The organism is Burkholderia cepacia, assembly GCF_001718835.1.
GTDB classification, from domain to species: Bacteria; Pseudomonadota; Gammaproteobacteria; order Burkholderiales; family Burkholderiaceae; genus Burkholderia; species Burkholderia cepacia_F.
Genome location: NZ_CP013444.1, coordinates 637,773 through 657,334, shown reverse-complemented (window position 1 = coordinate 657,334; position 19,562 = coordinate 637,773). Strand labels below are relative to the sequence as shown.

19 protein-coding genes are annotated in these 19,562 nt (G+C 67.5%); 8 read left to right on the top strand and 11 right to left on the bottom strand.

The features are described from left to right. Positions 1–27: 27 nt before the first annotated feature. The 7 genes from WT26_RS23340 to kdpF form a co-directional block, all read right to left on the bottom strand. Complete coding sequence (locus WT26_RS23340; RefSeq protein ID WP_059665725.1) at positions 28–801, bottom strand: ABC transporter substrate-binding protein; 774 nt, start codon at positions 799–801, stop codon at positions 28–30. A gap of 293 nt (positions 802–1,094) precedes the next feature. Next, complete coding sequence (locus WT26_RS23335; protein WP_069274062.1) at positions 1,095–1,820, bottom strand: response regulator; 726 nt, start codon at positions 1,818–1,820, stop codon at positions 1,095–1,097. After that, the gene (locus WT26_RS23330; protein WP_069274061.1) at positions 1,817–3,520 is read right to left on the bottom strand and encodes a DUF4118 domain-containing protein; all 1,704 of its coding nucleotides are present in this window, start codon (positions 3,518–3,520) and stop codon (positions 1,817–1,819) included. Before WT26_RS23330 ends, WT26_RS23335 begins: the two co-directional genes overlap by 4 nt. A 42-nt stretch (positions 3,521–3,562) precedes the next feature. Then, a complete protein-coding gene (gene kdpB, locus WT26_RS23325) occupies positions 3,563–5,647 on the bottom strand; it encodes a potassium-transporting ATPase subunit KdpB (RefSeq protein ID WP_420480951.1) in 2,085 nt (694 codons plus the stop codon). A gap of 22 nt (positions 5,648–5,669) precedes the next feature. Further along, the gene (gene kdpC, locus WT26_RS23320) at positions 5,670–6,368 is read right to left on the bottom strand and encodes a potassium-transporting ATPase subunit KdpC (RefSeq protein WP_081333760.1); all 699 of its coding nucleotides are present in this window, start codon (positions 6,366–6,368) and stop codon (positions 5,670–5,672) included. Positions 6,369–6,378: 10 nt separating this feature from the next. Continuing rightward, on the bottom strand, positions 6,379–8,082 hold the full coding sequence (gene kdpA / locus WT26_RS23315; RefSeq protein ID WP_069274059.1) for a potassium-transporting ATPase subunit KdpA: 1,704 nt from the start codon (positions 8,080–8,082) through the stop codon (positions 6,379–6,381). Positions 8,083–8,221: 139 nt separating this feature from the next. After that, entirely contained in the window at positions 8,222–8,302 is an 81-nt protein-coding gene (gene kdpF, locus WT26_RS39110) for a K(+)-transporting ATPase subunit F (RefSeq protein ID WP_010100205.1), read from the bottom strand. A 371-nt stretch (positions 8,303–8,673) separates the two neighbouring features. Here kdpF and WT26_RS23310 point away from each other — a divergent pair, with 371 nt between their 5' ends. The 3 genes from WT26_RS23310 to hutC all read left to right on the top strand — a co-directional run bounded on the left by WT26_RS23310 (position 8,674) and on the right by hutC (position 11,133). After that, the gene (locus tag WT26_RS23310) at positions 8,674–9,024 is read left to right on the top strand and encodes a hypothetical protein (protein ID WP_230461717.1); all 351 of its coding nucleotides are present in this window, start codon (positions 8,674–8,676) and stop codon (positions 9,022–9,024) included. A gap of 113 nt (positions 9,025–9,137) precedes the next feature. Beyond that, positions 9,138–10,265, top strand: coding sequence for a porin (locus tag WT26_RS23305; protein ID WP_069274058.1), 1,128 nt, complete (start codon positions 9,138–9,140; stop codon positions 10,263–10,265). A 172-nt stretch (positions 10,266–10,437) separates the two neighbouring features. Then, entirely contained in the window at positions 10,438–11,133 is a 696-nt protein-coding gene (gene hutC / locus WT26_RS23300) for a histidine utilization repressor (protein WP_059521945.1), read from the top strand. On the opposite strand, the gene WT26_RS23295 is transcribed toward hutC, so the two are convergent. Continuing rightward, positions 11,117–12,382 carry a glycosyltransferase gene (locus tag WT26_RS23295; RefSeq protein WP_069274057.1) on the bottom strand — a complete coding sequence of 422 codons (1,266 nt, stop codon included), beginning with the start codon at positions 12,380–12,382 and terminating at the stop codon, positions 11,117–11,119. The two genes, hutC and WT26_RS23295, sit on opposite strands and share 17 nt — an antisense overlap. A gap of 96 nt (positions 12,383–12,478) precedes the next feature. On the opposite strand from WT26_RS23295, the gene WT26_RS23290 reads away from it, so the two are divergent. Together WT26_RS23290 and WT26_RS23285 are read left to right on the top strand one after the other, a co-directional pair. Continuing rightward, positions 12,479–13,081: a TetR/AcrR family transcriptional regulator gene (locus WT26_RS23290; RefSeq protein WP_069274056.1), complete on the top strand. Its 603-nt coding sequence runs from the start codon at positions 12,479–12,481 to the stop codon at positions 13,079–13,081. A 195-nt stretch (positions 13,082–13,276) separates the two neighbouring features. Further along, entirely contained in the window at positions 13,277–13,627 is a 351-nt protein-coding gene (locus WT26_RS23285; protein WP_069274055.1) for a hypothetical protein, read from the top strand. Positions 13,628–13,734: 107 nt separating this feature from the next. Here the strand turns inward: WT26_RS23285 and WT26_RS23280 are convergent, their stop codons facing one another. From WT26_RS23280 to WT26_RS23270, 3 genes are all read right to left on the bottom strand, one after another. Beyond that, complete coding sequence (locus WT26_RS23280) at positions 13,735–14,637, bottom strand: hypothetical protein (RefSeq protein ID WP_069270954.1); 903 nt, start codon at positions 14,635–14,637, stop codon at positions 13,735–13,737. Between the two features lie 19 nt (positions 14,638–14,656). After that, positions 14,657–15,457 carry an alpha/beta fold hydrolase gene (locus tag WT26_RS23275; RefSeq protein WP_069275119.1) on the bottom strand — a complete coding sequence of 267 codons (801 nt, stop codon included), beginning with the start codon at positions 15,455–15,457 and terminating at the stop codon, positions 14,657–14,659. A gap of 104 nt (positions 15,458–15,561) precedes the next feature. Further along, positions 15,562–16,479, bottom strand: a complete 918-nt coding sequence (locus tag WT26_RS23270; RefSeq protein WP_069274054.1) for a LysR family transcriptional regulator — start codon at positions 16,477–16,479, stop codon at positions 15,562–15,564. Between the two features lie 202 nt (positions 16,480–16,681). Here WT26_RS23270 and catA point away from each other — a divergent pair, with 202 nt between their 5' ends. From catA to benB, 3 genes are all read left to right on the top strand, one after another. Further along, positions 16,682–17,602 (top strand): catechol 1,2-dioxygenase, encoded by a 921-nt coding sequence (gene catA, locus WT26_RS23265; protein WP_069274053.1) that lies wholly within the window; start codon positions 16,682–16,684, stop codon positions 17,600–17,602. A gap of 101 nt (positions 17,603–17,703) precedes the next feature. Further along, positions 17,704–19,071, top strand: a complete 1,368-nt coding sequence (gene benA / locus WT26_RS23260) for a benzoate 1,2-dioxygenase large subunit (RefSeq protein WP_069274052.1) — start codon at positions 17,704–17,706, stop codon at positions 19,069–19,071. Beyond that, positions 19,068–19,559, top strand: coding sequence for a benzoate 1,2-dioxygenase small subunit (gene benB, locus WT26_RS23255; protein WP_060118255.1), 492 nt, complete (start codon positions 19,068–19,070; stop codon positions 19,557–19,559). The genes benA and benB overlap by 4 nt, the downstream gene beginning before the upstream one ends. Positions 19,560–19,562: the final 3 nt, after the last annotated feature.

The following is a 19,562-nucleotide window of genomic DNA, read 5'->3' as shown; positions in this document are numbered from 1 at the left end:
GCTCTCGCGAGCCGCGCCGCAAGGCGATCAGCCGCCGTAGACGTCGAATGCGAAGTACTTCTTCTCGAGCTTCTTGTACGTGCCGTCCTTGATGATGTCGGCGATCGCGTGGTCGATCTTCGCCTTCAGGTCGGCGTCGTCCTTGCGCAGCCCGATGCCGGCGCCGTTGCCGAGCGTCTTCGGATCGTCGATGTCCTTGCCGGCGAAGTCGAAGCTCGCGCCGCGCGGCGTCTTCAGGAAGCCGATGTCGGCCTGCACCGCGTCCTGCAGCGCCGCGTCGAGGCGGCCCGACATCAGGTCCTGGTACACGCCGTCCTGGTTCTGGTAAGGCACGACCTGCACGCCCTTCGGCGCCCAGTACGTCTTCGCGTAGGTTTCCTGGATCGTGCCCTGCTCGACGCCGACCGACTTGCCCTTCAGCGATTCGGCCGTCGGCTGCAGGTTCGCGCCCTTCTTCGCGACGAGGCGCGTCGGCGTGTTGAACAGCTTGTCGGAGAACGCGATCTGCTCGGCACGCGCCGGCGTCATCGACATCGACGACAGCACGCCGTCGAACTTCTTCGCCTTCAGCGCGGGAATCATCCCGTCGAAGTCGTTCTCGATCCACACGCACTTCGCCTTCAGGCGGGCGCAGATCTCGTTGCCGAGATCGACGTCGAAGCCGACGACCTTGCCGCTCGCGTCCTTCGATTCGAACGGCGGATAGCTGGCGTCGACGCCGAACCGGATCGTCGACCAATCCCTGGCGTGGGCACCGACCGCGATGCAGGCAAGGGCAATACTGAGCGCGAGTTTCTTCATGGCGTTCCTGTGAATGACGAACTGAACGACGGGCCCGCGGCCGGGCGGGCGACGCCCGCTCTGCCGGCGCGGCGCTGCCGCCGCGAACCCGATCCAACCGGCGCCTCGAATGGCCGCCCAAGTTGTACATACAACTTTGCCGTTTACCCCGTTCCATCAGCAATCCGTGTTTATCTCTAATTGTCAGGGGATTGTTTTTCGCCGGCGGAATTTCCTTGTATTTCAATTAACTACGCATTACGGACGGCTGAATGAACGCGCTCTGGAATGGCGTCGCCCGGTAGCGCGCTTGTCTATACCGCATGCGGCGCGGCACCGACGGCCTCCAGACCGACCAGCCGGTAGCCGAACTGCAGTTCGGTGAGCAGGTAACGCGGCGTCGCCGGCGTCTCCTCGAGCTTCTGCCGCAGGTTCGTCATGTACACGCGCACGTAGTGCGCGCGTTCCGCGTCGTGGATGCCCCAGACCTCGGCCAGCAATTGCCGTGCGGCGATCACGCCGCCGCGCGCGCGAATCAGCGCGGCGAGCAGCCGGAATTCGAGGCGCGTCAGATGAACCGGTTCGCCGCCGCGGGCGACCTCGTGCTTGCCGAGATCGACGGTCACGTCGCCGAAGCGCACGATCGACGACGATTGCCCGTCGGCCGACACGAACGCCGCGCGCCGCAACTGCGCGCGCGCCCGCGCGAGCAGTTCGGGCACGCCGAACGGCTTCGGCAGGTAGTCGTCCGCGCCCGCGTCGAGCGCCGCGACCTTCTCCACCTCCTGCTGCCGCGCCGACAGCACGATCACCGGCACCGTCGACCATTCGCGCAGTTCGCGGATGAACGTCTTGCCGTCGTCGTCCGGCAGCCCGAGATCGACGATCACGAGATCGGGCTTGCTGCTCGACGCGTACATCCGCGCCTCGCGGGCCGTCGACGCCTCGCAGGTGTCGAGCCCCTCGTGTTCCAGTGCCATCCGCACGAAACGGCGGATGTCCGATTCGTCCTCGACGATGAGTACGCGCGATCTGATCATGTCCGGCTCTCGTGTTCGATGTCGGGCGGCGCACCCAGTGGCAGGCGAATCTCGAACCGCGCGCCGTGCGGATCGAGCGGCACCGCGCGGATCGAGCCGCCGTGCGCGTTGACGATGCTGCGGCACAGCGCAAGCCCGAGCCCCACGCCGCTGATCGACGATTCCTTGCGTTCGCGCTCGAACGGCTCGAACAGCGGCTCGGTATTGCGCGCGACGAAACCGGGCCCGTCGTCCTCGACGAACACGTACAGCGTTTCGCCGAACACGCGTGCGCGCACCGCCACGGCCGCATCCGCGCCCGCGTACTTCGCCGCGTTGTCGAGCAGGTTCATCAGCACGCGCTCGATCAGCAGCGCGTCGACGTCGATCAACGGCAGGTCGGCCGGCAGGTCGGCGCTCACGTCGCGGCCGGCCAGCACGCCGGCCGAATGCGCGAGCGCGCTGCCGACGATCTCGTCGAGCATGTGCCACTCGCGATTGAGCCGCACGCCCTCGCTCTGCATGCGCGCGAGATCGAGCAGGTTCACGACGAGCCCGTGCAGCGCCTCGGCCTGGTTGCGGATGCCGTGCGCGAGCGCGGCCGGCTGCCCGTCGGCCAGCCGCTCGGGCCGCTCCAGCGTCTCGGCGAGCCCGCGGATCGCGGTCAGCGGCGTCTTCAGGTCGTGCGACACGGCGGCGAGCAGCGCATTGCGCAGCCGCTCGCCTTCGATCCGGACCAGCGTGTGCTGCGCGACGCCGACGTAGTGCACGCGTTCGAGCGCCATCGCGATCGACGAGCACAGCGCGTCGATCAGGCGCCGGTCGTCCGGGGACGTCGGGATCGGCTGCGCGTCGCCGAACAGCACGAGCACGCCGCGCACGCGCATCGGCGCCTTCAGCGGCAGGTAGAGCGCCACCGCACCGTCGAGCGTCGGCGTGCCGCGTCCGGCGGCCTGCGCGCGATCGTAGGTCCAGCGGGCCGCCGACGGATCGACGAACCACGCGTCGCGCGCGATCCGAAGCCGGTCGTCCGCGTCGGGCAGCACGAGCGCGACGCGCACGCCGAGCAGCGGCGCGATCGTGCCGGTGCAGATCGATGCGATCTGTTCGGTTTCGATCGCCGCCGACAGGTCGTGCGCGACGCGCGCGAGCGCGGCCGAGCGTTTCTCGTTCGCGCGCGCGGCCCGCGCCTCCGCGCGCAGGCGCGCCGCGAGCTGGCCGATCGCGAGCGCGACCGCCAGCATCAACGCGAACGTGAACACGTACTGCGTATCGGACACCGCGAACGAGAGCCTCGGCTCGACGAAGAAGAAGTCGAAGCAGCCGACGCAGACGAACGCGGCCCACGCGCCGGCCAGCCGGCCGAGCCGCAGCGCGATCAGCACGACGGTCATCAGGAACAGCATCACGACGTTCGACAGGTCGAACACGCGCAGCAGCGCGCTCGCCACGACGGTCGCCGACCCGCAGATGACGGTGGCCCACGCGAGCGGCGCGTAATAAGGCGAAGCGCGATCGTGCAGGCGCGTTCGCACGTGCGCGCGCGTGCCGCTGTCGGGCCGGGCCGGCCCGCCGCCCGGGTCGGCCCACGCGAGCCGGGCCGCGCCGCCCGCGCAGGCGTCGAGGATCGTCCGCCATCGGCCGGGGCCCTGTCGCGCCGGCTCCCGGGCGGCGATCTCACGCAGGCGGTTCGTGTGTCGTTGCGTTTCGTTCACGTTCATGCGCAGTCCCCACAAGTCGAATGCCGTCCGGCTCCGCGCCGGTCAGACGAACGGCGTCAACAGCATGTCGATCAGCTTGATGCCGATGAACGGTGCGACGACTCCGCCCACGCCGTAGATCAGCAGGTTGCGACCCAGCAGCTTCCCGGCCGGCTCCGCGCGATACGTCACGCCCTTCAGCGCGAGCGGAATCAGCGCGACGATGATCAGCGCATTGAAGATCACCGCCGACAGGATCGCCGACGTCGGGCTGTGCAGCCCCATCACGTTCAGCGCGCCGAGCGCCGGATAGGTCGCGACGAACGCGGCCGGGATGATCGCGAAATACTTCGCGAGATCGTTGGCGACGCTGAACGTGGTCAGCGCGCCGCGCGTCATGATCATCTGCTTGCCGACCTCAACCACCTGCATCAGCTTCGTCGGGTTGCTGTCGAGGTCGACCATGTTGGCCGCTTCCTTCGCCGCCTGCGTGCCGCTGTGCATCGCGACGGCCACGTCGGCCTGCGCGAGTGCGGGCGCGTCGTTGGTGCCGTCGCCCGTCATCGCGACGAGATGGCCCTTCGCCTGGTGCTCGCGGATCAGCCGCAGCTTGTCCTCGGGCGTCGCTTCGGCCAGGTAGTCGTCGACGCCGGCTTCCGCCGCGATCGCGGCCGCGGTGAGCCGGTTGTCGCCGGTGATCATCACGGTCTTCACGCCGACCTTGCGCAACTCGGCGAAGCGCGCGGCGATCCCGTGCTTGACGATGTCCTTCAGCTCGATCGCGCCGAGCACGCGGGCGCCGTCGGCGACGACGAGCGGCGTGCCGCCGCGCCGCGCGATGTCGTTGACGGCCGTCTCGACCGCCTGCGGAAACGCGCCGCCGAGCGCATCGACGTGCGCGCGGATCGCCGACGCCGCGCCCTTGCGCACCTGCCGCTCGCCGATATCGAGGCCGCTCATCCGCGTGCGCGCGCTGAACGGCACCGCGATGCCGCCGTCGACCGTCTTGCTCTCCAGCGAGAACCGCTGTTTCGCGAGCGCGACGATCGAGCGCCCTTCGGGCGTCTCGTCGGCGAGCGACGACAGTTGCGCGGCCTCGGCCAGCGCACGCTCGTCCACGCCCGGCGCCGGCCTGAACTGCACGGCCTCGCGGTTGCCGAGCGTGATCGTGCCGGTCTTGTCGAGCAGCAGCACGTCGACGTCGCCTGCCGCCTCGATCGCGCGGCCCGACGTCGCGAGCACGTTCGCGCGCATCATGCGGCTCATCCCCGCGATGCCGATCGCCGACAGCAGCGCGCCGATCGTCGTCGGGATCAGGCAGACGAGCAGCGCGATCAACACGGTCAGGCTCACCGCCGAGCCCGACGCGTTCAGCAGCACGCTGAACTGCGAGAACGGCAGCAGCGTCGCGCACACGAGCAGGAAGATGATCGTCAACGCGACGAGCAGGATCGTCAGCGCGACCTCGTTCGGCGTCTTGCCGCGCTTCGCGCCTTCGACCATCGCGATCATCCGGTCGAGAAAGGCCTCGCCCGGCTGCGCGGTGATCTTCACGATGATCCAGTCGGACAGCACGCGCGTGCCGCCCGTCACCGACGAGAAATCGCCTCCCGACTCGCGGATCACCGGCGCGGATTCGCCGGTGATCGCCGATTCGTCGACCGACGCGACGCCGTCGATCACTTCGCCGTCGGCGGGGATCGTGTCGCCGGCCTCGACGAGCACGATGCTGCCGGCGGCGAGTTCGTCGCTCGGCACGCGATGAGTCGTTGCGCCGTAGCGCTTCGGCTCGTCGAGCACCTTCGCGTACACGCGCTTGCGCGCCGCGCGCAGCGCATCGGCCTGCGCCTTGCCACGCCCTTCGGCCAGCGCCTCGGCCGCGTTCGCGAACAGCACGGTAAACCACAGCCAGCACGCGACCGCGAAGATGAAGCCGGCCGGCGCATCGCCCGTGCCGCTCAGTGCCTGCAGCCACAGCACGGTCGTGACGATGCTGCCGAGATAGACGACGAACATCACCGGGTTCTTCAACTGCACGCGCGGCGCGAGCTTGCGGAACGCCTCGCGCAGCACCAAGGTCCGGCGCATCGGCGCAATGCCGCCGATCGGGGCGGCCGCCTGGTTGATCGGGGTTTCGATATGGGACATGAGTTGACTCCTTTGCCTTCCCTTAGCGCGCGCCGGCCGCTTTGCCGAGCGCGCGGTCGAGCGCCATGTTCAGGTCGAGCACGCGCACGCGCGGTTCGCCGAGCACGCCGAGCTGGCGCGGCGCGGCGACCCGCTCGACGAGCGCCGTCACCTGGTCGGGCGCGACGCCGCGCGCTTTCGCGACCCGCGCGGCCTGCAGCCGCGCATTCGCGATCGAGATTTCCGGATCGAGCCCGGACGCGGACGCCGTCACCGCGTCGACCGGCACCGGCGTGCCGGCGGCGAGCGCGTTCTCCTGCCGGTACGCGCGCACCCGCTGCGCGATGTCCGCAAGCAGCTTCCTGCTGGTTGCCCCCTGGTTGCTGGCGCCGCTGCCGGCCGCGTTGTACGGCTGGTCGACCGTCTTCGACGGATCGGCCGGGTCCGTGCCGACCGTGGCGCTCGGGCGCGGATGGAAGTATTCCGGGCGCGCGAACGACTGCCCGATCACCGTCGAGCCGACCGTCGTGCCGTCGCGCGCCACGAGACTGCCGCGCGCCTGCGACGGGAACAGCACGTTCGCGACGCCCGTCGTGAGCAGCGGATACCCAATGCCCGTGACGAGCATGAACAGCGCCGACGATGCGATCACGGGCCGCACGAGGCCGCCGGCGGCGGCCATGAACGACGATCCGGAGACCGGCGCGGCGGCCGGCGCCGCGTGGCGATTGCTTCGAGACATGATGTTTTCCTCAGAACAGTTGGCCGCCCGACATCAGCAGGTGCTCGACGACCGGGCCGAGCGCGAGCGCGGGCAGGAACGTGAGGCCGCCGACGACCAGGATCACGAAGACCAGCAGGCCGGCGAACAGGCCCGTCGACGTCGACAGCGTGCCCGCGCTTTCCGGTACGTTCTTCTTCGCGGCGAGGCTGCCCGCGACCGCGAGCATCGGCAGCAGCGTCAGGTAGCGGCCGATCAGCATCGCGAAGCCGATCGTCGTGTTGAAGAACGGCGTGTTCGCGTTCAGGCCCGCGAACGCGGAGCCGTTGTTGGCGGTGCCCGACGTGTACGCGTACAGCACTTCGCTGAAGCCGTGCGGGCCGAGGTTCGCGAGGCTGTCCATCGTCGAGTGCAGCATCGCGGCCAGCGCGGTGAAGCCGAGGATGCTGAACGGATGCGCAAGCACCGCGATCATCACGAGCTTCATCTCGCGCGCCTCGATCTTCTTGCCGAGGAATTCCGGCGTGCGCCCGATCATCATCCCGACCAGGAACACCGTGAGGATCGCGAACGTGAACAGGTTGATCAGCCCGACGCCGTCGCCGCCGAACACGTTGTTCAGCATCATCTGCGCGATCGGCACGAGGCCGCCGAGCGGCGTCAGCGAGTCGTGCATCGCGTCCACCGAGCCGGTCGTCGCGGCGGTCGTGACGGTCGCGAACAGGCTCGTCTGCGCGATGCCGAAGCGCATCTCCTTGCCTTCCATGTTGCCGCCCGGCTGCGCGGCGCTCATCTGCTGGTCGACACCGAGCCCCGCCACGAGCGGATTGCCGTGCTGTTCGGCCGAATAGATCACGGCCAGGAAGCCGACGAACATCACGACGAATGCACCGAGGATCACCCAGCCCTGGCGGCGCCGGCCGATCATCGTGCCGAGCGTGCAGGTCAGCGCGGACGGAATCAGCAGCATCGACAGCATGTGCAGCGTGTTGGTGAGCGGCGTCGGGTTCTCGAACGGATGCGCGGCGTTCATGCTGAAGAAGCCGCCGCCGTTCGTGCCGATGTGCTTGATCGATTCGAGGCTGGCAACCGGCCCCGTCAGGATCTGCTGGCGCGCGCCTTCGAGCGTGGTCGCCCATGCATCCGATGCGAGTGTCTGCGGCATGCCCTGCCACACGTATACGAGCGCCATCGCGAAGCTGAGCGGCAGCAGCACGCGATAGGTCACGCGCGTGAAGTCGACCCAGTAGTTGCCGATGTCCGCCGCGCTCTTGCGGCTCAGCCCGCGGATGAAGCCGCCCGCGGCCGCGACGCCGGTCGCCGCGCTGACCACCATCAGGAACGTGATGACGGCCATCTGCGAGAAGTTCGACAGGCTGCTCTCGCCCGCATACGCCTGCCAGTTCGTGTTCGTGACGAACGACGCGGCGGTGTTGAACGCCAGGTCGGGGCTTTGCGCGGCGCGCTGCAGCGCATCGAACGGCAGCGTGTCCTGGATGCGCAGCAGCAGGTAGCCGAGCAGCATCATCCCGGCATTGCTGAGCAGCAGCACCATGCCGTAGCGCTGCCACGACATCGTCTCGGCCGGGTCGACGCCCAGCAGCGCGTAAGTGCGCTGCTCGGCCCACGCGTGGCGCGGGCTCGTGAAGGCGTGCGCGAGCCATTTCCCGACGACGGGCACCAGCGCCAGCATGATCGCGAGAACGATCGCGAATTGAATGAGATTGTTGAACATGTCGACGCTCGCTCAGATCCGGTCAAGGCCGGTGATGAAACCGGCCGTCAAGGCAAAGAACGCGAGCGTGAACAGAATGAAAAGCAGATCGCTCATAAGGTTCACCGATATTTTTCCTATTTCCGTTGCAATACGCGAATCAATACCGCTCGGGTTTGATCAATGCATGAAACAGATAGATAAAGAGCGCGACCGAAATGCCCCCCGAAATCCACAACATGGCTTTCCCCTTTTGTCTTGCTTGCCCGGAAAACCCGCGGCACTTGTCGATATCGCCGGCCCGCGCCGCTGCGGCGGCGCATCAGGCCGGACGACGGCCACCCCACGCTCGACGGGAGAATGGGATGCGACAGTGTAGAAATCCGCGTATCAAAGCGGTGTTCAATTTCCTTTCGTGAAGTAAAAAACCCGTAAAGACGCGAAGCGTGCATTTCATATGCGTGACGGGGCGATGCGCGGCGCTTTTATGTGATTTTTTCGAGCGCGCCGTCAGTCTATACACCGTATCTTCAGCGCCATTCCTAGAATGAGCACCATGTTCCAGACGGAATCCCCGTAACGCAGGCAGTGATGCGGCGCGGGGATACATGCATGAAATCGCCCAGATCCGAAGCCGTTTCGATCACGTTTGCGCACGTTCTCCCGGCGCAGCCGGCCGTATCCGGCCCGCGCATCGCGCCGCGGCCGCGCAGGCGCATCTCGGACTACCCGGTGCTGCTGTCGATCCGGGTCGAGACCGGGAACCTGGCCGCCGCGCGCCGCATGCTGCACGATGCGCTCGGCCCCGCGCTGAACATCTACACGGCGGAGATCAATCGCCAGACCGGCCGCGCGTGCCTGCAAATCGAGCTTGCGAAGTCGCTCGTGTCGCAGGTGATGTCGTCGATCATCCGGCTGCTGCCCGAGGCCGAGCTGGGCGCGATCCGCCCGTCGCGGCGCTGAACGGCACGCGCCGCCTTCCCTCTTTTACCGGTTCAGACGCGCGCCATCGACGCCGATCGCGCGCGTCATTCGCAGCACGCCCGTCGAAACGGGTCTTTCCAGGAAGTCAAACGATGAAAAAAGAAGTCGTCGGCGCCCTCGCGGTCGCCGTATTCAGCGTCACCGCACACGCACAAAGCAGCGTCACGCTCTACGGGATGCTGGATGCGGGCATCGTCCATACGAACAACCAGTCGGGTAAAAGCGCGTGGCAGCAAGGCAGCGGCCTGCTGTCGAATACGGTCTTCGGCCTGAGCGGCAACGAGGATCTCGGCGGCGGCCTGCATGCGCTGTTCCGCCTCGAGAACGGCTTCAACCTGAACAACGGCACGCAGTCCTACCGGAACACGATGTTCGGCCGCCGCGCGTACGTCGGCCTGCAGAGCGACCGATACGGCGCGCTGACGCTCGGCCGTCAATACGATGCCGTGGTCGACTACCTCGGCCCGCTCGCGATGGCGAACAACGGCGACGGCAACAATCTCGCGTCGCATCCGTTCGACAACGACAACGTCGACGATTCGTTCTACATCGACAATGCGGTGAAATACACGAGCCCGACGCTCGCCGGCTGGCAGTTCGGCGGCCTGTACGGGTTCAGCAACACGGCCGGCGGCTTCGCGAACAACCGCGCGTACAGCGCGGGCGTGTCGTATGCGAACGGGCCGGTCAGCCTCGGCGCCGCGTACCTGCAGCTCAACCGCGGCGGGCTGACGGCCGGCGGTGCATTGTCGACCAACGACAACGCGAACTTTCCGTCGGCCCGCCAGCGCGTGATGGGCGCGGGCGGCAGCTACGCATTCGACCGGCTGACGGTCGGCGCGCTGTGGACGCACTCGATGTTCGATGAAACGGCCGCGTCGTCGCTGCCCGGCGCGCTGAACGCGCTGCGCTTCGACAACTTCGAGGTCAACGCGCGCTACACGCTGACGCCGGCCGTCTCGTTCGCGGGCGCCTATACGTTCACCGACGGCCGCTACGACGACGCCACCGGCAGCCACCGGCCGAAATGGCATCAGGTGACGCTGATGGCCGACTACGCGCTGAGCAAGCGCACCGACGTGTATGCGGAAACCGTCTACCAGCACCAGTTCGGCGTGCCGTCGGGCGCGACGCTCGGCTTCGCGGGCATCAACGGGCTGGGCGCGTCGTCGACGAACACGCAGGTGGTGGCGACGGTCGGCATCCGGCATCGGTTCTGACGGGCCACCGACGCGCGGCTCTGTGCAATCCCGCATGGACGCGCGCCGGCCGAACAGGGATCATTCGGGAAATCCGGGCCCGCTCGCCCGCGAAACCGGTACACTCGGCGCCGGGCGCGCGCCGGATCGGCATTCGGCGGCGGGCCGCCGCCGACTCTGGAATCGTGATCCCATGACCACACCGATCTATCAGGAAATCAAGGACTTCATCCTCGCGCGCATTCATGCCGGTGAATGGGCGGAAGGCGACCAGGTGCCGTCGGAAAATGAACTCGCGCGCGAATTCAACGTCGCGCGGATGACCGTGAACCGCGCACTGCGGGAACTGACCGCCGAGCAGGTGCTCACGCGCACGCGCGGCTCCGGCACGTACGTCGCGTCGCCGAAGTACGAATCGACGCTCGTCGCGATCCGCAGCATCTCGGACGAAGTCGCCGCGCGCGGCCACGGCTATCGCGCGCAGGTGCTGCTGGTCGGCGCGGCCGTCGCCGACGCGAAGCTCGCCGACGAACTGCAGCTCGACGCGGGCAGCCCGATCTTCCATTCGCGCGTGCTGCACTTCGAGAACGACACGCCCGTGCAGCTCGAGGAACGCTGGGTCAATCCGGCCTGCGCGCCCGAATACGCGCTGCAGGACTTCACGACGACGACGCCGAACCAGTACCTGACGCGCGTCGCACCGCTGCAGCGCGTCGAATACCGGATCGAGGCCGCGATGCCCGACGCCGAAACATGCCGCCACCTGACGATGGACGACCGCGAGCCGTGCCTGCTGCTGCATCGGCGCACGTGGTCGCAAGGGATGGTCGCGTCGGTCGCCAATCTGTGGCACCCGGGCAGCCGCTATCGCTTCACCGGGCATTTCTGACGCGGGCCTGCGCCCGCCCGCTCGCGCCCCATCGCTCGATCGCGGCGACCGCCCGCCGCAACCCGTGCTCTTGCGCGATGCGCCGCCCCAGTTCGGCGGCGCGCGCCTTCACGTCGTCGCGCTGCGCAAACGCGATGCCGCGCGCAAGCTCGGCGGCCCGCAGCCGCCTGCCCGCCACCGGCGCGCCGGCCACGCCGAGCCGCTGCAGCCGGTTCGCCCAGAAGAACTGGTCGCCCGCGAACGGCACGACGACCGACGGAATGCCGGCCCGCGCAGCCGAATGCGTGGTGCCCGACCCGCCATGATGGATCGCCATCGACGTGCGCGGAAACAGCCAGCGATGCGGCGTGTCGCCGACGACGAACACGTGCTTCGGCAGCGCGGACGCGTCGATACCGCTCCAGCCCGGATGGAACAGCGCACGCCGGCCGGCGAGCGCCGTCACCAGCGCATCCGTCAGCGACGCGCGATCGAAGCCGGCCATGCTGCCGAAGCCGACGTAGACCGGCGGCTCGCCCGCGGCGAGAAACGCGTCGAGCGCCGGCGGCGGCGTCCACGCCGGATCGTCGACGCTCCATTGCCCGCACGCGCACGCGTTGTCCGGCCAGTCGGTCGGGCCCGACAGCAGTGACGGCGATACGCCGTACAGCATCGGATGATCGGTCCACACCCGCCTGCGCGGCGGCAACCCGCACACGCTCGCGCGCGCCGCGTTCGTCGACTGCCTGAACGCCTGCCACAACAGCGCGTTCACGAACCGGTGGCTCGCGCGGTTCAGCCAGCGCGGCACCTTCCCCGGCGGCAGGAACGGCGATGCGAATTCCGCGGTGGGCGTAATCGGGATCATGCCGGCGCCGATCGCCGGCACGCCGCGATACTCGGCAACCGACAAGCCGACGAACGATACGAGCCCCGAGACGAGGATCGCATCGCATCCGGCCGACGCATCCGCGACCTGCCGCATCCACGCGGCCGTGTTCGCATTGGCGATCGCCGCGAGCGCCTTCGACGTGTCGTTGAAGCCGCCGCGCCCGCGCACCGCGTCCGACAGCGCTTCGCCCGGTGCGAGCGCGCGGCGGATATCGCCGGACAACGGCGCCGACGGCACGCCGAGCAGGACGGCCGACCCGAGCGTCGCCGCGTCGGCCAGCAGCCTGACGTCATGGCCGGCATCGATCAGCGCACGGCCGAGCGCCGCGAGCGGGCGCGTGTCGCCTTCGGTGCCGTAGGTGGCGATGACGAGCTTCATGCGTGAATTCCTTGTGCGCGACGCGCCGGAATGGCGCCATAAAAATACACGTCGTATACTAATGCAATTCGTACACTTTCCGTAAAGACCTTCGCCATGACCTCCATCGCCGACGATCCGGGCCGCCGCGCGCGCAAGCGCATCCAGATGCTCGCGCACCTCGCCGCCACCGGCGCACGCCTGTTCGACGCGCACGGCTACGATGCGGTCACGATGGAGCAGATCGCCGCGCAGGCCGATGTCGCGAAGCGCACGCTGTACAACCACTTTGCAACGAAGGAAGCCGTGCTCGCGCACTGGCTCGAAGCTGAACTCGCGCGCGATCTCGCCCATCTGCAGCGCGACGTCGCACGGCGCAAGACGTTCGCGTCGCGCATCGGCTGCGTGCTCGATGCATCGGCAGCGTGGTGCGAGCAGCATCCCGCGTACCTGCTCGCGTATCTGCGCCATCGCTTCCTGAGCATCGGCGTAGCGGAAGCGGAAAGCGGCAGCGACATCGCGTTCGTCTGGAAACAGCTGATCGTCGCCGGGCAGCAATCCGGCGAACTGAACCGCACGCTGCGGGCCGACCAGCTCGCGACGTGGTTCCATCACCTGTATCTCGCGGCGATGCTGCGCTGGCTGACCGTGCCAGGGCTGTCGCTGAAACGGGAGTTCCAGGCGGTCGCCCGGCTGTTCGTCGAAGGGGCGAAGGCGTAAGCGGCGCGGCATCGCCGCCGATGTATGGCAACCGTAAGCCCGCGTAGCCGTTGCGACACACCGGCCATGCCAAATTTCCCGCGCAGCAGTATGCTGGCGACGTACGGCTGCGCAAAGTGCCCCGGGCAAACCCTGCATGCGCGTGTTGCGCGTCGCCGTCGCGATCGCAAACCTGTTTGCAAGGAGGGATTCGTGATGGCAACCACGCATCATCACTTCCACCTCGAACTACGGCACGCCACCGCGCCGACCTATTTCATCAGCTACCTGTTTCCCGCCTTGCTGTTCGTCTACGAACTGCTGCGCGTCGGCCAATGGATCCGCGATCACGGGATGCAATTCGCCGCGTTCAAGCAGATGGGTTACGAGTATCTGCTGATGCTGCTGTTCGTCGGGCTGCAGATCGTCGTCGAGGCGATCTTCCTGCTCGGCGCCGCGATGCGCAGGGACCGGGATTTCGAGCACCGGCTGCCGAACGTGATTCTCGGCATCGGCTGTTCGATCGCACTGCTCGCGATCGATCTCGCGATCCAGCTCGCGTTCTGAACGCCCGCTGCGCGCCGCGGGCTCGGGCGCTCAGGCGCCCGAGCGGTGCGGCACGCGCCCGCGTTCCTTCAGCGTCGTGATGGTTGACGGTCCGGCCACAGGTAGCGCTAACGGGCCGGGCTCGAAATCACCAGGATCGACAACGCCGCATCCGCATCGTCGATCACGCCGGTGGCGGGAAGCGCCGCACCGTCGCGCGAGGTCAGGCCGCACACCAGCGACAGCAACGGTTGTCCGCCCATCCAGTCGGGGCTCGGCTGCGACAGGCTCACCTTGACCGGCGATCGGTTCATGAAGGAAACCGGCACGACGTATCGCTGCACCAGGATCTGTCCGGAACCCGTCTCCATCGCGCGCAGCCTTTGCGTCACGCGCGCTGCGTCGCCGCAGTGCTGTTCGACCAGACGGGCAAAGCGCGCACTCGTCACCTCTTCCAGGCTGAACTGCGGCAGCGCCTGATAGCGGATCGTCATTACGCCCGTCGAATCAGGCGACGCCGGAACGACCCAGGAGTACGACACGAACCCTTCCCAATCGCGGCCATCCTCCAGCTTCATGCCCAGTTGCGGCTTGATTCGGGCGACCTGCGCGGGATCGCGCTCTTCGCTCGGCAGCGTATCCAGGCCAGCCGCCCTGACCTCGCCAGTCACGTCCTTGCCGAGAAAGAACGCGCGCCGCTCGGCGACAAGCGGAATCGCCGTTCCGTCAAAGGCCACCGTCAGACCGGAAAAGCGCTTGTCGTCATGCTCCTCGCCGGCGCCGAGGCGGTGAAACAAAGGCGTGTACGCGTAGTACCCGCTCTTCACCCAGGCATGCGTTTCATTGCGCAAGCGTGCGGCAACCGTGACCGTTTTTCCGTCCAGCGACACATCGATATCGGATGGCCGGGCATTGCGTTGCATCGCGCCGATCGTCAGCGGCACCGCATCCTCAAACTCGAATGCATGTGCACAAGTGGCCGCCATCATCGCAACCGCCCCGATGAGCGTTCGTTTCGCGTTCTTCATCATTTGGCACGCCATCCAGCGCTCAAACCCCATGCCGCGTCAGGAAATCCTTCACCGCGTCGAGCACGTCGGCCGTGCGCTCGCGGTGCGGCATGTGCCCGCATTCCTTCAGCATCATGACGGACGACGGTCCGGCCACGCGCGACGCGATGCGGTTCGGGTGCACGGACGAGCCGTATTCGTCCTGCGAACCATGGATCGCCAGCGTCGGGCAGCGCACGTGCGGCAGCACGTCGTCCAGGCTCCAGTCGCGAAACGCCGGCGACAGCCACGTGTCGACCCACGCGCGCAGCACCCATTCGGCCTTGTCGCCGTGATAGCGCGCGAGCCGGTCGAGCTGGCCGGGCTCGGCGAACTGGCGTTCGCTCTCGCGAATGCCGGCCAGCGTGCGATCCTCGACGAACGCCTGCGCGGCGATCGTCACGAGCGCGCGGCATCGATCGGGATAAGCCGCCGCGCATCCCACCGCCATCCCGCCGCCGACGCTGTGCCCGAACGCGACGAACGACGCGAAGCCGAGCTGCTCGCGCAGCGCGCGAAATGCGTGGTCCGCCTCGTCGCGCACGAACGTCGCGGTCAAACGCGCCGGATGCGGATCGGAGCGGCCGAAACCGAGGCGGTCGTAGGCGATCACGTCGCGCTGCGTGGCGCGCGCGAGCTGCGCGGGGAAGTCGCGCCACAGGTCGACGCAGCCGAGCGAATCGTGCAGCAGCACGATCGGGCCCGCGGCCGCATCGGCCGCCGGCGCGCCGCGCCAGCGTTTCGCAAAGAGGCGCCCGTGCGGCGTCTCGATCCAGGTCTCGTCGTGTGCGGTATGCGTCATGTCGATTGTCGTTTGCGTGAAAGCGGCCGGCACCTTCCGGCCGCGCCGAACGCCGGCCATGTTGGCGCGGCGATGCGCATCGCGTCAAGCCTGCGCGCCGGCGCTCACGCCTGCTGCGGCGGCAGATACTCCATCTGCGCTTCGTCGTACAGCCGGTAGATCAGCGCCTGCATCGCGCGGATGTCCTCCGATTCGTCGAGCATCCGCATGCTCATGATGATCGGCGACACGAGGTTCGGATCGTCGAGCGGCTTGTAGCTGATGTCGTCGCGCTTCAGCCCGTACACGCTGTGCGGCACCACCGACACGCCCTCGCCCATCGCGACGAGACCGAGCGCGATCTGCAGTTCGCGCGTCTCGTAGATCTTGCGCGGCTGCAGCGCGCGATCGTGAAAGGCCGCGAGCACCTGGTCCGCATAACTCGGGCGCGGCGCCTTCGGAAAGATGATCAGCGTGTCGTTGACGAGATCGTGCAGCGACAGCACGGGCTTCGCGCTGTCTAGCACATGGCCGACCGGCAGCGCGACGATCATCCGCTCCTCGCGCAGCACGACGCGCCGCACGCTCGGGTCCTCGTGGCGGATGCGCCCGAACCCGACGTCGATGCGCCCTTCCTTCAGCGCCTTGATCTGGTCCATCGTCGACATCTCGTGCAGGCTCAGCTCGACGGCCGGATACTCGCTGCGAAAGCGCCGGATGATCTTCGGCAGCATCCCGTACAGCGTCGAGCCGACGAAGCCGACCGACATGCTGCGTTCGATCTTGCCGACCCGCTTCGTCATCGATTCGAGCTCGGTCGTCTGCGCGAGCAGTTGCACCGCGTGCGAATAGAAGAAGCGCCCCGCGTCGGTCAGCTTCAGCGGCCGCGCGTTGCGCTCGAACAGCGGCACGCCGAGCGCTTCCTCGAGCTGCTGGATCTGCCGGCTCAGCGGCGGCTGCGCGATATGCAGCCGTTCGGCCGCCCGCGTGAAATTCCGCTCTTCGGCAACCGCGACGAAGTAGCGGAGGTGTCTCAACTCCATTTCAATACCTCTTGGATATGAAACTGATACTAAATCAGTGTTGGACGACGCATTTTGCGCGCAACTATCCTTCAACTGCCTGCTCGGAGCCCCACAACTATACCCCCAGGGCATCAACGCTCCAATCGGTCCGGGCCGGCGAAGATCAGAGGAAATGCGCGCATCCCGCCGGATCGCGGCCCATCAGAGTCAGGAGAAGACAGTGACCCACAGTGACATCGAAGCCCTCGTCGAAGGGTTCATCGTCGGCGCCGCGCACGGCGAAGCCGATCCCCGCATCCGGCAGGTCGTGGTCCGCCTGACCGCCGACCTGTTCAAGGCGATCGACGATCTCGACCTGACCCCGTCCGAGGTGTGGAAAGGCATCGAATACCTGTCCGAAGCCGGCGCGACGCACGAGCTCGGCCTGCTCGCCGCGGGCCTCGGCCTCGAGCGCTTCCTCGACATCCGCATGGACGAGGCCGAAGCGCAGGCCGGCCTGACGGGCGGCACGCCGCGCACGATCGAAGGGCCGCTGTACGTGGCCGGCGCGCCGGCGAGCATCGGCTTCGCGCGCCTCGACGACGGCGCGGACGATGCGCACGGCGACATCCTGTTCATGCAGGGCACCGTGTACGGCGACGACGGCGCGCCGCTCGCGGGCGCGAAGGTCGAGGTCTGGCACGCGAACCTGCAGGGCAACTACTCGTTCTTCGACCAGACGCAAAGCGCGTTCAACCTGCGCCGCACGATCGTCACCGACGCGCGTGGCCGCTACCAGTTTCGCAGCATCGTGCCGGTCGGCTACGGCTGCCCGCCGGACGGCACCACGCAGCGCCTGCTCGACAAGCTCGGCCGCCATGGCCGCCGCCCTGCACACATCCATTTCTTCGTGTCCGCGCCGGGCCACCGCAAGCTGACCACGCAGATCAACATCGACGGCGACGCATACCTGTGGGACGACTTCGCGTTCGCGAGCCGCGAGGGCCTCGTGCCCGCGATCCAGCGCGTGAGCGCGCCCGCGGTGCTCGACGGCCACGGCGTCGACCGGCCGTTCGCGTCGATCGATTTCGATTTCCGGCTGCACGGCGAGCGCGCCGCGGCGCCGGACGCGGAAGTGACGCGCATCCGCGCCGCCGCCTGAACCGCTTCGGCGGTGCGCGCCGGGAGCGCGCGCCGCCCGCGAGCGCCTTACGTGGGACCGGCCCCGACACTCGCCCCGGCCGACGCAACTGGAGACACCCGATGATCCCGATCTACCTGAAACGCGCACCCGCCGTGCGCACGCTCGACGACTTCCTCATCGAGGACAAGGCGCGCGGCGACTATCGCCTGCATCGCAGCGCCTTCACCGACGAAGCGCTGTACGAGCTCGAGATGAAGCACATCTTCGAAAGCAACTGGGTGTACCTGGCGCACGAAAGCCAGATTCCCGACAACAACGATTACTACACGACGTGGATCGGCCGCCAGCCGATCTTCATCGCGCGCAACCGCCAGGGCGAGCTGAACGCGTTCGTCAACGCCTGCACGCACCGCGGCGCGATGCTGTGCCGCCGCAAGCACGGCAACAAGGGCAGCTTCACGTGCCCGTTCCACGGCTGGACGTTCTCGAACACCGGCAAGCTGCTGAAGGTGAAGGACCCGGAAGACGCCGGCTATCCCGAGTGCTTCAACAAGGAAGGCTCGCACGACCTGAAGAAGGTCGCGCGCTTCGCGAACTATCGCGGCTTCCTGTTCGGCAGCCTGAACCCCGACGTGCCGCCGTTGCAGGACCACCTCGGCGAAGCGGCGCGGATCATCGACATGATCGTCGATCAGTCATCCGAAGGACTCGAAGTGCTGCGCGGCGCGTCGACCTACACGTACGAAGGCAACTGGAAGCTGACCGCCGAGAACGGCGCGGACGGCTACCACGTGTCGGCCGTGCACTGGAACTACGCGGCGACGACGAACCATCGCAAGGAGCAGAACGCGCGCGAGGACAAGATCCGCGCGATGGATGCCGGCAGCTGGGGCCGCCAGGGCGGCGGCTTCTATGCGTTCGAACGCGGCCACATGCTGCTGTGGACGCGCTGGTCGAATCCCGAGGACCGCCCGAACTTCAACCGCCGCGACGAATTCGCCGCGCGCTGCGGCAGCGAGCGCGCCGACTGGATGATCCGGCACTCGCGCAACCTGTGCGTGTACCCGAACGTGTTCCTGATGGACCAGTTCAGCACGCAGATCCGCGTGGTGCGGCCGCTGTCGGTGAACCGCACCGAAGTGACGATCTACTGCATCGCGCCGAAGGGCGAGGACGCCGACGCGCGCGCGCGCCGCATCCGCCAGTACGAGGATTTCTTCAACGTCAGCGGCATGGCGACGCCCGACGACCTCGAGGAATTCCGCGCATGCCAGCAAGGCTATGCGGGCATCGCGGTCGCGTGGAACGACATGTGCCGCGGCTCGACGCACTGGATCGACGGCCCGGACGACGCCGCGCGCAGGATCGGCCTGAACCCGGTGATGAGTGGCATGAAGACGGAAGACGAAGGGCTCTATACGGTGCAGCACCGCTACTGGGCCGACACGATGAGGAAGGCTATCGAAGCCGAAAGGAGCCACGCATGAACCCGATCTCGATCGCCGACGTCCAGGCGTTCCTGTACCGCGAAAGCCGCCTGCTCGACGACGAGCAATGGGACGAGTGGCTCGCGTGCTACCACCCGGACGCGCAGTTCTGGATGCCGTCGTGGGACGACGACGACGCGCTCGTCACCGATCCGCAGCGCGAGATCTCGCTGATCTTCTACCCGAACCGGCAAGGCCTCGAGGATCGCGTGTTCCGCATCAAGACCGAGCGCTCGAGCGCGACGATGCCCGACACGCGCACGAGCCACAACATCGCGAACGTCGAGCTGGAAAAGCACGAAGACGGCGTCTGCACGGTGCGCTTCAACTGGCACACGCTGAGCTTTCGCTACAAGACCGTGTCGACCTATTTCGGCATGTCGCGCTACGTGATCGATTTCAACGGCAATGCGCCGCAGATCCTGAACAAGTACGTCGTGCTGAAGAATGACTACATCAATCAGGTGATCGACGTCTATCACATCTAGTCC